At 69.3% G+C, this 12,939-nt stretch carries 8 protein-coding genes; 4 read left to right on the forward strand and 4 right to left on the reverse strand.

From position 1 onward, the window contains the following. From RUU78_RS03680 to RUU78_RS03690, 3 genes are all read left to right on the forward strand, one after another. Nucleotides 1-339 (forward strand): EF-hand domain-containing protein (locus RUU78_RS03680; RefSeq protein WP_313913789.1); only part of this gene is annotated, 339 nt, incomplete at its 5' end. Between the two features lie 290 nt (nt 340-629). Next, the gene (locus tag RUU78_RS03685; protein WP_313913791.1) at nt 630-2,663 is read left to right on the forward strand and encodes a hypothetical protein; all 2,034 of its coding nucleotides are present in this window, start codon (nt 630-632) and stop codon (nt 2,661-2,663) included. 88 nt (nt 2,664-2,751) lie between these two features. After that, entirely contained in the window at nt 2,752-7,638 is a 4,887-nt protein-coding gene (locus RUU78_RS03690) for a GEVED domain-containing protein (RefSeq protein WP_313913793.1), read from the forward strand. A 125-nt stretch (nt 7,639-7,763) separates the two neighbouring features. Here RUU78_RS03690 and RUU78_RS03695 read toward each other — a convergent pair whose 3' ends face one another. Next, nucleotides 7,764-8,183, reverse strand: coding sequence for a response regulator (locus RUU78_RS03695; RefSeq protein ID WP_313913794.1), 420 nt, complete (start codon nt 8,181-8,183; stop codon nt 7,764-7,766). Between the two features lie 121 nt (nt 8,184-8,304). Continuing rightward, entirely contained in the window at nt 8,305-8,559 is a 255-nt protein-coding gene (locus RUU78_RS03700; protein WP_313913796.1) for a DUF2188 domain-containing protein, read from the reverse strand. 151 nt (nt 8,560-8,710) lie between these two features. Here RUU78_RS03700 and RUU78_RS03705 point away from each other — a divergent pair, with 151 nt between their 5' ends. After that, a complete protein-coding gene (locus tag RUU78_RS03705) occupies nt 8,711-9,538 on the forward strand; it encodes an exodeoxyribonuclease III (RefSeq protein ID WP_313913798.1) in 828 nt (275 codons plus the stop codon). 2 nt (nt 9,539-9,540) lie between these two features. Here RUU78_RS03705 and cydC read toward each other — a convergent pair whose 3' ends face one another. Then, the gene (cydC, locus tag RUU78_RS03710) at nt 9,541-11,199 is read right to left on the reverse strand and encodes a thiol reductant ABC exporter subunit CydC (RefSeq protein ID WP_313913799.1); all 1,659 of its coding nucleotides are present in this window, start codon (nt 11,197-11,199) and stop codon (nt 9,541-9,543) included. Then, nucleotides 11,196-12,929, reverse strand: coding sequence for a thiol reductant ABC exporter subunit CydD (gene cydD / locus RUU78_RS03715; RefSeq protein WP_313913801.1), 1,734 nt, complete (start codon nt 12,927-12,929; stop codon nt 11,196-11,198). The genes cydC and cydD overlap by 4 nt, the downstream gene beginning before the upstream one ends. Nucleotides 12,930-12,939: the final 10 nt, after the last annotated feature.

The following is a 12,939-nucleotide window of genomic DNA, read 5'->3' on the forward strand; positions in this document are numbered from 1 at the left end:
AACCCGGCCAACCCGAACAGCCCGTTGAATCCGAACAACCCGGCCAACCCGAACAATCCGTTGAATCCGAACAGCCCGGCCGCGACCACGAACGCGCCCAATGTGGCTGCGCCAACAGCACCGCTACCTTCTTCCGCGGTCACCGGAACGCCGAACAACGTGCCGACCCGAACGGAAAGTCTGAGCGTGCTCGACCGCAATCGCGACGGCTATATTTCGGCGGAAGAGCTGACCAGCAACAGCCAGGCCCGCACCGTCGTCGCGGATTGCGACACCGACCGCGACGGCAAGATTGCGAGCTACGAATACTCGTCCTGCGTCAACAACCAGCAAAAGTAGCGGAGATTGGAGTTCGCGCCGGATGTCTGCGCTGCTCCAGCCATGCGGTTTCCCGATGCCCCGCCGTAGTGCGGGGCATCGTCTTCCCGGGTCGTGAAAATTTGTCCACCCCGCTGCGATCAAGGCATTTGGCTGACTCGTGCTGGCTATACTCCGGCCGATATCAATCCGTACGCAGGGCATAGCCGCCGGAGTCCGGCGGCGCCAGGGGAGCCGTTGTGGTCGTTCAACCGGAACCCGATCCTGCGTGCCTCTTCGCTTGCCTCGCGAAAGGCCGCCGGATGGGGTCGATGCCCGCGGCATTGTTCGCACTGTTCCTGTTCTGGGCATCGGCCGACGCGCCTGCCGCAGTGCTGTGGCAGGCGCCGTCGACTGGCGCGCAGACCGCTGCGAACGCGCTCGATCTGCGCTTCAATCATGAAGTGCTGGCGCAGCTCGGCCTTCGAGTGCAGGCAGCACGTATCGACGACGATACGGCGAACCGGACTTTGACCGGTCCGCCGTCGATTGATCTGATACCGATCGCACTGGAGTCTCGCGGCAGCGTGTCGGCGCAGTGGCGCGGCGCTTCGCTGCAGGCCTGGCACGCGGGTGAGCTTTCGCAGACCGGCAGCGCCGGATTCGTGCTCGTCGATCCCGCGGGACGCATCGTCCTCGACTACCGTTCCTTCAGGCTGCGCACGCGCCACGGAACCACCGGGCTGGATTTCATTGCCGCCGACGGCAGCGCGTATCTGTACGCCGACGCGCTGATGGCCGTGCCCTCGACCGACGGCCGCCAGGTGCAGTTGCTGGCGGCGGATCTGCGTCTGGGCGAAGCCGCCGCGCTGCGGCTCGGCAATGCGGCCTGGGCCGGCCTGACCATCGCCGACGCGCAGGGCCGTTTCGCCGTCGCGCCCGTGTCTGCGCCCGCACCGTCGAGCTGTGCGCTGCCGCATTGGCCCGGCAGCGACGGCGGCGCCTACGTCGCCGACCTGCAGCTCGACGACATCAGCGCGCAGATGATGCGTTGCGGCGAACCCGGCTGCAGCGGTGCGGCCTGCACCTGCGACGGACCCGGCGGCGACGACGCGGCCGTCGTCATCGCGCCGCGTGCCGAGCTGTCGAACACCGACGACGACAACGGCGGCCTGCCGTGCACGCCGCAGGATCCGTGCAGCGCCGATATCCCGTGGAATGCGAAGTTCTCCGTGCCGCGTCCGCCCTACGGCAACGACCAGCATCCGTTGCTGATCTGGAATCTCTATCGGCTCGACGCGGACGGCGGCATCGCGCAGATCGGCCGCTCCGGCGTCAAGCACGCCTTCGTCGCGCTCAATACCGGCTGCGACTGCGCCGATGCGCAGATCCTCGGTCGCGGCTGCGGCGACGTCTACGCCAGCAACAACAACGACAACAACGTCGCGCTGGGTCCGCGCAGCGAAATCGTACCGGTGCAGACGCTCTGGGCGCGCTGCGGCGCGCTCGACGACGACGAGGTCGTGCCGCCCAACCCCGATTTCGGCGGCTGCGACGGCGTGCGCGATGCGTCCGGCAATACCGTCTGGAGCCAGCGCCTGACCGTGCGCGAATCGCAGCTCGACCCGGCGCAGCACGCCGGTGCGCGCTACCTGTTCGAAGCCTGGTACCTGGTCCGCGACGACATGAACATTTACAACTCGATGGGTTTTATCGAAGTGGAACCACAGTGGGCCGGCGTCTGGAACCTGCCGCGCGCCAGCGGCGGCGGCTTCCGGCGCGGCGCCGCGCTCGACGCCTGGACCGACCCGGCAGCCAACGGCGCGTTGCAGCAAATCGACAGCGTGGCCGACACGCGCGGCCACCTGCGCCTCGCCACGCGCGTCCACGCCCTGCCCGGTGGGCGCTGGCGCTACGACTACGCGCTGATGAACTTCGATTTCGCCGAGACGACGCTCACCGGCACTGCGCCCAACGAGCGTCTACTCGACAGCAGCGGAATCGCCGCGGTCAGTCTCGCGCTGCCGGCCGATACGCGCATCCTCGCGAGCGCAGTCGCCGATGGCGATACCGATCCGGCCAACGACTGGGATCTGCAGTATTCCGCGCCGAGCCTGCGCTGGCACATGCGCACGGCGCAGTTCCTGCGCTGGGGCAGCCTGATGCGCTACTCGCTGGTCGCCGATGCCGCGCCTGTGCCGGCCACGCTGCACAGCTGGCTCGGCGTTGCAGCCGATCGCGCCGGTCCGGCGTTCGCCAGCCTCGCGCCGGGTCCGCGCGACACCGACCGGCTGTTCGCCGACTTTTTCGAACCGCTGCTGACGCGGGACACGAACGTCCAGCTTCCGCAGCGGCAGACACATTAGTTAACGGGAAAACCGCGGCAAGTGCGGCGTTGTTTACAACATTGCAGGAACTGGTCGACGGAAGTCCGCCCATGCTTCGGACTCATCCATGCACCTGCGCGTGGATGTCGTAAGCCAGTTCCGTATGCCGCAGTCGATTCGGTCGTGCGCTTCGCCTACTCGGTCACTGGCAGCCGGCAATTCCGACGCAATCAACGACCCCACCGGCGACGCGATCTGGCACGCCTGGAGTTCGGTCGCGGGCACGCCGGCAGCCACGAACAATTCGGTCTATCCGGAGCCGATGTTTTCCGATGTGGTGTTCGACGGCGCCGATCTCGTGCTCGGCTTCCGTGATCGTCACGGCGACCACACCGGCACGGGCAATGTCGGCACGATCCGCGGCATCACCGGCGGCGAGATCCTGCGCGCCTGCGCCAACGGCAGCGGCGGCTGGGATCTCGAACAGAACGGCAGCTGCGGTGGCGTGATCGGCGCGGCCGGCACCGCGACCAACCAGGCGCGCGGCCCGAATTCCGTCGGCAACACGCGCGGCGGCGAGTTCTACGGACTCGAACACTATTCCGACACGACGCCGCCGTTCTTCATCAATGACACGCCGCCGGACTACAACGGCCGCCACGACGAGAACGCACAGGGCGCACTGAACCAGGTGCCGGGCTTCCCGCAGGTCGCAATTACGTCGATGGATCCGTTCCGCTTCAATACCGGCGGACTGCGCTGGTATAACAATGCAACACCGAACAATGTCGCCACGACGCGCGGCTACGAGATCTTCCAGACCGGTGCGGCCGGCTTCTCCAAGGCCAACGGCCTGGGCGACCTCAACGCCCTGTGCCGCGCCGCCCCGGTCGAGGTCGGCAACTACGTCTGGGACGATCTCAACCGCAATGGCGTCATGGACCCCGGCGAGCCGCCGATCGCGAACGTCGCGCTGACGCTGTACAGCGTCGCCGGCACCGCGCTCGGCGCCGCGACGACGAACACGAACGGCGAGTACTACTTCGTCTTCAACCAGGGCGCCACGGACGCGAGCACGACCGACAACCTCATCGTCGCGCCGAATCCCTACGCGTCGAGCTACACCATCGGCGTGATGCCGGCGAACTTCACGGCCGGCGGGCCGCTCGCGAACCGCCGTCCGACCATCGCCACCAACGCCGGCCCCGGCACCGGCCTGCTGCGCGACTCCAACGGCGTCGCGGTGACCATTCCGGGTAATCCGGCCACGCTCGGCGCCGCGTTCACGCTGGCCGGCGCAGGCAGCAATGACCACACCATCGACTTCGGTTTCGGCGCAGTCGATTTCGGCGACCTGCCCGATACGGGTGCAGGCACCGGCGCGGGCAACTACGCCACGCTGTCGGCCGACAACGGCGCGAGCCACGGCATCGTGCCCGGACTGTTCCTCGGCGCGGGCGTCGACGCGGAAGTCGACGGCCAGCCCAACGTGGCGGCCGACGGCGACGACACGGCCGGTACGCCGGACGACGAGGACGGCATCACACTCGCCGACCTGAGCCTGCGCACCGGTACCGCAGCCATCGTCACTGCGACCGCGACGAACACTACAGGCAGCGCGGCCCAGCTCTGCGGCTTCGTCGACTTCAACGGCGACGGCGATTTCGCCGATGCCGGTGAAAGCACCAGCGTCGCCGTGGCGAACGGCGCCACGGGTGCCGCGTTCGCGCTGAACTTCGGCACCGTACCGCCGGGTGCATCCGCGACCACCTACGCGCGCTTCCGCCTGAGCACGGACACGGGTGCCTGCAGCGCGAGCGGTGCGGCCGCAAATGGCGAAGTGGAAGACTATCCGGTCGCCATTGCGTCGCTCGATTTCGGCGACCTGCCCGACGCGGCCGCCGGCACGACGACCGGCGACTACAACACGCGTGAAGCCGACAACGGCGCGAGCCATGTCATCGTACCGGGCCTGTTCATGGGCGCGGGTGTCGATGCCGAAGGCGACGGCCAGCCCAATGCCGCGGCGAACGGCGACGACACGGCGCTGACGCCCGACGACGAGGACGGCGTCAACATCGCCGACCTGACGCTGCGCGGCGGCACCAGTGCCAGCATCCGCGTCAGCGTGACCAATACGACCCTCAGCGGTTCGAAACTGTGTGGATACGTGGATTTCAACGGCGACGGCGATTTCCTCGACGCGGGCGAAAGCGCACTCGCACTGCCGCCGATCGGCAGCAACAACCTGACGTTCACGCTGACCTTCCCCAACGTGCCACTGAACGCGCCAGCCAGTACCTACGCGCGCTTCCGCCTCGACAACTCGCCCGGCCAGTGCACGCCGACGGGCGCGATCGCGAGCGGCGAAGTGGAGGACTACCCCGTCGGCATCGTGCAATTCGACTTCGGCGACCTGCCGGACACGGGCGCGGGTACGGGTATCGGCAATTATTCGACGCTGTTCGCCGACAGCGGCGCGAGCCATTCCATCGTGCCGAACCTGCACATGGGCCTGGGCGTCGACAGCGAGAGCGACGGCCAGCCCAACGTGGCCGCCAACGGCGACGACAGCACCGGCACACCGGACGACGAGGACGGCGTGCAGATCGCCGACCTGACGATGACCGCGGGCCTGCCGGCGCAGGTGCGCGTCGACACGGTCAATACCGTGCAGCCGCCGGTCGCGGCGCAGCTCTGCGGCTTCGTCGATTTCAACGGCGACGGCGACTTCGCCGATGCGGGCGAAACCGCACCCGCGGTCAGCATACCGGCCGGCAGCACCGCGCAGTTCACGCTGAACTTCGGCACCGTGCCCGCAAACGCGGCGCGCAGCACCTATGCGCGCTTCCGCCTGAGCACGGCCACCGGCGCCTGCAACGCCAACGGTGCGGCGCCCGACGGCGAGGTCGAGGACTATCCGGTCGGCATCGCCCTCGTCGACTGGGGCGACCTGCCCGACACCGGTGCCGGCAGCGGTCCGGGCAACTACGCGACGCTACTCGCCGACGGCGGCGCACGCCACGTCATCGTGCCGACGCTGTACTTCGGTGCCGGCGTCGATGCCGAAGCCGACAGCCAGCCCGGCGCTGGCGCGAACGGCGACGATGCGAACGGCACGCCCGACGACGAGGATGGCGTCAATCCCGCTGACCTGTCGCTGCAGCGCGGCGTCACGCCGGTCGTGAACCTGACCGCGACCAACAACACCGGCACGACCGCGCAGGTCTGCGGCTACATCGACACCAACGCCGACGGAGACTTCGCCGACGCGGGCGAGACCTCGACCACGGCACTGCCCAGCGGTGTCACGAACTTCGCCGTGCAGCTGACCTTCGGCGCCGTGCCGAACACGGCGGCGACGACGAGCTACGCGCGCTTCCGCATCCGCACCGACGCATGCTCGCCCAATGGCGGCGCGCCCGACGGTGAAGTCGAGGACTATCCGGTCAACATCGGCGACGGCATCCTGAGCCTCGGCAACCTGGTCTGGAACGATCGCGACAACGACGGCACGGTCGATGCGGGCGAACCCGGACTCGCCGGCATCGCGGTCGCGCTCTACGCCGACAGCGACAACAACGGCGTGCCCGATGGCGCCGCGGTCGCGACGACGAGCACCAACGCCGGCGGCAACTACCTGTTCCAGAATCTCAATCCGGACACCTACCTCGTCGAGATCGTGCCACCGGCCGGTTACCTGGGCAGCACCTGCACGGGCCTGCCGTATGCGGCAAGCGGAACCTGTGAACCCGCAGCCGATCCGGACAACGACATCGACAACGATGACAACGGCACGGCGGCCGGTGTCACGATCCGCTCGGGTCCGGTCACGCTGACCGTGGGCGGCGAGCCGACCAACGACGGCGACGGCAACAACGGCAACCTCAGCGTCGACTTCGGCCTGCTCGGCAACTTCGATCTCGCGCTGATCAAGCAGCTCAGCACCGGCCAGACCGGTCCGTTCATCGTCGGCCAGGACGTGCGCTTCGACATCACCGTGTTCAACCAGGGAGCGATCGCGGCGACGACGATCCTCGTCAACGACTACATCCCGGCCGGCCTGGTCCTGAGCCCGCTCGAGACGAACTGGACGGCGGTATCGCCAACGCTGGCCACGCGCACGCTGGCCGGCCCGCTCGCGCCCGGCGCCAGCCTGGTCACGACGATCCTGCTGCGGGTGACGGACACGAGTGTGTCGCCACTGGTCAATCGTGCCGAGATCGGCAGCGCCGACGACGACGGCGATCCGTCGAACACGCCGCCGACCGATATCGATTCGACGCCCGACGGCAATCCCGGCAACGACGGCGGCGGCGCACCGAACACGCCGTCCGACGATGCGACCGGCGGCAACGGCAGCGACACACCCGGCGGCATCGATCCGAACGGCGACGAGGACGACGCGGATCCCGCGGCCATTCCGGTCGGCAGCGGCAGCGCGGTACTCGGCGTCGCCAAGGCGGCGCAGATACTCGGCAGCACCGGTGGCGGCGGCTACGGCGGCGGCGGCGCGGCACCCAATGCCGACATCGCCTACATCGTGCTCGTGCGCAACTACTCGACCCAGGCCATCACCAGCCTGCAGGTGGTCGAGAATCTCGTCGCGACCTTCGGCAGCGGCGCGAACTGGAGCGTCACCGGCCTGACCTCGCCGACCCTGAGCGTGAACCCGGCCTACGACGGCCGCGGCGCAACGAACCTGCTCAGCGGCGGCGACACGCTCGCGGCCGGCGCGACGGCCACGATCCGCCTCACCGTGAACCTGCAGTTCGAACCGGGCCGGCGCTATACCAACCAGGTGCTGGGCACCGGTCTGGTCGGCACCGCCCCCGTCAGCGACCTGTCGCAGAACGGCACCAATCCGGCACCGAACGGCAATCCGGGCAGCGACAACGAGGGCACGGTCATCCAGCTCGGCAGCACGTCGATACCGGCGCTGTCGCTGCCGGCCATCCTGCTGCTGCTCGCCGGCCTCGTGCTGATCGTGCAGCAGCGCCGGCGGCTGGCCTGAGGCAACCGAGGCAACTTGCGGCAGTCGCCGCAAGTTGCCTTTTTATACACAATGCGTTCTACGTAAACGACAACGGCGCAACCCTTCGGTTGCGCCGTTGTCGTTTACGCTGTCTCAAATCCCGCTCAGGCCGCGGCGGCGATCCGCTCCGGCCGCACGCGCATGAACACCTCGACGCGGCTGGTATCCAGCGGCTTGGTCCAGTGCTCGTCGAAGCCGGTTTCCAGCGAGTAACGCGCATCATCGGGCTCGCCCCAGCCGGTGACCGCGACGAGATACGCGTTACAGCCGCGTTGGCGCAACGCCAGCGCGACGTCATGGCCGTCGAGGCGGCCGAGCATGATGTCGAGGAAAACCACGTCCGGCTGGGCCGAGAGAATGCCGTCAGCGAGGCCTTCGACGGTATCGGCCGTAACGACCTCCGCACCGTGGCCGATCATGCGCAGGAAATCGGCGAGCATGTGCGCCGATGCACCGTTGTCGTCGACAACGACGACCTTGCCGCCCTGCCAGGCAGGCAGCTCGTCGATCATGAGTTGTGGCATGGGAGTGCTCCGCGTCGAATCAGACGCACATCCCAGCAGACCCGGCGTAATGAAACGGCGAAGACGCGCCGACGCCCGGTTGCCGCGGCGTCGGCGATTCGCTGCGATGGCCCTCGGGCGATCAGCCCGGCGTGCGGCGCGGATCCTTGCCGTAGGTGTATTCGCGCTCGATCGAGCCGTCCTGACGATGCACGATGAGCTGCGCGAGTTCACCGCGCTGCTGATGCGCGTTACCGAGTCGCTCGCCTTCCTGTTCGGCCTCGTGCTTCGTCGTCCAGTCCGACACGTCCTTGCCGTTCTCGACCGCGAGGTGCCAGCGGCTGTCGGCATTGCGATGCACGAGGTGATAGACGGTGCGCCCATTTGCCGTATTCATGCGCAGCTCTCCTGCAGTGACCTGCGGGCACTATAGGAACGCGGCGCTGAACGCATAAGCGAACAGAACCACGCCGGGAGACCTTGACGCCGCCGCCACGCCGGCATGCAACACTGCACGCAACGCCGCAAGGCGCCGCAAGGACTGCGCCATGGCCGCGCGACGCAAGACGCTGCGCATCGCGACCTACAACGTCAACGGCATTCGCGCGCGCCAGAGCAACCTGCTGGAGTGGCTCGCGCGCGAAGCCCCGGACATCGTCTGCCTGCAGGAACTCAAGGCCGTCGATGCGGCGTTCCCGCAAGCGGCGCTCGAACACGCCGGCTATTGGTCGCTGTGGGCTGGGCAGTCCGCGTGGAATGGCGTGGCCATCCTGTCCAAAGGCTCCGAACCGCTAGAAATCCGGCGCAGGCTCCCGGGCTCGCGCAGCGACCGCGATAGCCGCTATCTCGAGGCCGCGGTCAAGGGTGTGATCGTCGGCTGCCTTTACGCACCCAACGGCAACCCCCAGCCCGGCCCGAAGTTCGACGGCAAGCTCGCATGGATGAAGCGCCTCGACGCGCATGCCGCGAGTCTCGTCGACGCGCCGCATCCGGTGGTACTGGCCGGCGACTACAACGTCGTGCCAACGGATTTCGACATCTACAAGCCGGATTCCTGGCGCCGCGACGCGCTGCTGCAACCGGAAAGCCGTGCGCTGTACGCGCAGCTGCTACGACAGGGCTGGACCGATGCGCTACGCGCGCTGTATCCGGAACAGCGCCTCTACACCTTCTGGGATTATTTCCGCCAGCACTGGCAGCGCGATGCGGGCCTACGCATCGACCATCTGCTGCTCAATGCCGCGGTGAAACTGCGCGGCGGCGGTGTCGACCGCTGGGTGCGCGAGCAAGCGCACGCCAGCGATCACGCGCCTGCCTGGATCGAGATCGACGCGCCGCAGGCGACGACGGCGCGCGCACGCGCGCGCAAGACCTGAAATCAGTCCAGCACGAGCGTTTCCATCGCATCGCCACAAACAACCTCATGATGCGAGATCACGACCAGGCTGGCCGCGCCCACCCAGCGATCGATGCCGTCGGCGACGCGCACGCGCAGCGCGGCATCCAGTCCCTCGAACGGTTCGTCGAGGACGAACAGCACGGCCGGCCGCAGCAGGGTGCGCGCAATCGCCAGCCGGCGCGCCTCGCCGCCCGAGAGACCGACACCGTATTCGCCGAGCGGCGTATCGAGTCCCTGCGGCAGTTGCGCCAGCCAGGCATCGAGCGCGACGGCCTGCAGCACCGCACGCAGCCGCGCGTCGTCGGCCTGCGCATCGGCCACGCGCAGGTTGTCGGCAACACTCGAAGCGAACAAGTGCGGACGCTGCGGCAGCAGCGCGACGCGCGCACGCAGGCTGGCTTCGTCGTAGCGGCGCAGATCGCAACCGTCGAGCTGGATCTCGCCACGAACCGGATCCATGCTGCGGGCGAGCAGCGCGGCGAGTGTGCTCTTGCCGGCGCCGGACGCGCCGCGCACGCACAGGCGCGCACCGGGCTGCAGTTCGAAGCTCACGCCGTCGACTCCGGCCTCGCGGCCTGGATAACGGTAGCTCGCGTCGTGCACGCGCACGGCGCCGCGCGCCCGAGGCCGTTCGGCAGCGGCGGGAAACGTGAGCAGTGCCGGTGTCGCGAGCACGTCATCGAGTCGCCGCGCCGCTGCGCGCGCGCGGCCCCAGGCCAGCCACGCGCCGGTAGCCGGGGCTAGCGCCTCGAGCGTCGCGAGCACGCCGAGCACGGCGGCGGCGAGCCACGGCACCTGCGCCGGATCGATGACGGACATCGCCTGGCGTTGCAGCAGCATCGTCCAGGCCGTGCCGCCGACCAGTAGCACGACGGTCGCCTGTCCTGCGCTCTCGCGAAGGCGCTGGTGCAACTGTGCGGCGAGCAATGCACGGTCATCGCGCAGCCAGGTTTCGCGCCACGCTGGCCAGGCGCCGCAGAGCGCGAGCGTGGTCAGGCCGCGCAGCGAATCGACGAGCGCTTCGCGCCGCAGGCCCGCTCGCTGCGCAAGTGCACGGCCGTCGCGCAGGGCGTGCCGCGCGGTCAGCAGCGGCACCGCAACCGCGGCGGCGAACAGGCCGATCACCGCCGGCAGCATCAGTCGCGCGTCGGCGCAGGCGACGATCGTGATCGCGACGGCCACGACGATCGCGCTGCCGATCAGCGGCAGGCCCGCACGCAGCGGCGCTTCGTTGAGCGCATCCACGTCGCCGACGAGACGCTGCAGCACCTCGCCTTCGCTCCAGCGCGCGAGCGGTTCCGGGGTCAGCACGACGAGCTGCGCGTAGACACGACTGCGCAGTCCGGCCATGAGCCGCAGCACGGCGTCGTGCGCCACGATCCGCTCGCCGTAGCGGCCGGCCGTGCGCACGAGCGCGAACAGGCGGATCGTGGCCCCGGGACGGAAGATGTCGAAGGCCGCGGCGCTCGCCGCGCCCGTACCGGCGATCGCCGCGGCGGTGATGAAATGACCGGCGAACGCGAGCAGTCCGAGTCCGGCGAGCAACGCCAGCGCGCCGAGCAACAACGCGAGTGCGAAGCGGCCCTTGTAGCGCAGCAGCAGTTGCCCAAGCCGCAGAGACGTCGCTGCGGCGCTCATACGGCGACGTCCTCATGCGGCGACGCCGGCCCATCGAGCAAGCGCCCGTGCTCGAGCACGAGCACGCGGTCGACCCAGGGCGTATCCGCTTCACTGTGCGTCGCCAGCAGCAGCGTGCGGCCCTGGCTGGTCTCGATCAGGCTGTCGCGCAGGCGCGCCGCAGTGGTCGGATCCAGGTGCGCCAGCGGTTCGTCGAGCAGCCACAGCGGCGCATCGCGGGCAAGCGCGCGCGACAGCGCCAGGCGTTGCAGCTGGCCGCCCGACAGCGATCCGTCCGCCTCGCCGGGCACGCTGTCGACACCGCGTGGCAGCGCGGCCACGTCATCGGCGAGTCCGGCACGCTGCAGCGCGGACCACAACCGTGCATCGTCGGCGCGGTCGAGCCCGAGCAGCACGTTGTCGCGGATAGTCTGGCGAAACCATTCCGGCCGCTGTTCCAGCCAGGCCAGCCCGCGCCACCACGCCGCGCGGTCGAGCTGCGCCAGATCGATGCCGTCGATGCGTATCGTGCCCTCGCTGGGCACGACGAACCCGGCGAGCAGCGCGAGCAGCGAACTCTTGCCCGAACCGCTCGCACCGCGCAGCGCGACACGTTCGCCCGCGCCGATGCGGAAGCTCACCTGGTGCAGCGCGACGCGACCGTCGGGATAGCGCAGGGACACGGCGTCGAACTCGATGGCCGGCGGCGTGTGCGCCGGCAGGATCGTGCCTGTCGCCTCGCCGGCAGGCGCTGCGACGCACAGCGCATCGATCGCCGCGGCCGCGGCCAGCGCATCGGCGCGCGCGTGATAGTCGCTGCCGAGCTGGCGCAGCGGCGCATAGAACTCCGGCGCGAGCAGCAGCACGAACAGCGCGTCGTGCAGGCGCATCGCATGACCGTAGTGACCCAGGTCGAAACGGCCGAGCAAGGCCAGCCCGAGATACAGCGCGACCAGCGCGATGCCGATCGAGGCGAACAGCTCCAGCACCGCCGACGACAGGAAAGCGAGCCGGAACACGGCGAGCGCGCGCTCGCGGTATTCGCCGGCACTGGCCGCCAGACGCGCTGCGCCCGCGTCGGCACTGCCGAGCAGACGCAGCGTCGGCAGGCCGCGCAACAGATCGAGGAACTGCGCGCCGAGCCGCGCCAGCGCGGCCGCCTGCAAGCGGCTCGCGCGCGCCGCGCCGCGGCCGACGAGGGTCATGAACACCGGTATCAGCGGTGCGGTGCACAGCAGCAGCATCGCGGCAAGCCAGCTGCGCGGCAGCACGCAGAACCACAGTGCGAGCGGTACGAGCACGGCGACATAGCGCTGCGGCACGTAACGCGCGACGTACCCGTCGAGTGCGTCGACCTGCTCCACCGCCAGTGCGGCGAGTGCGCCGTCGTCCGCGACGCGGCGACGCAGCGGCCCGAGACGCTCCAGCGCCGCGAGCACGCTGGCGCGGGCGTTCGCGCGCACGATCACGCCGGCTCGCGCGCCGCAGGCATCACGCACCGCCAGCAGCGCGCCGCGCGTCAGCAGCGCGGCCAGCATCAGCAGCAGCGGCAGGCTGCCGGCCTCAGCGTCGGACGGTCCAGCAGGAGTGATCCAGCGATCGACGAGTGTCGCGAGCGCCGCAGCGAACACCACGAACGCGAGCGTCGCCCCGACGCCGCAGCCGACGCCGGCCCAGGTCCAGCCGCGCACCGGCCGCAGTCGCGCAGCGAGCCAGTCCTGCCCTGCGCGCTCGTGCTCTACCGCACTCATCGCGCGCGGC

The sequence above is a fragment of the Tahibacter sp. genome (assembly GCF_032229445.1).
Classification (GTDB): Bacteria; Pseudomonadota; Gammaproteobacteria; order Xanthomonadales; family Rhodanobacteraceae; genus Tahibacter.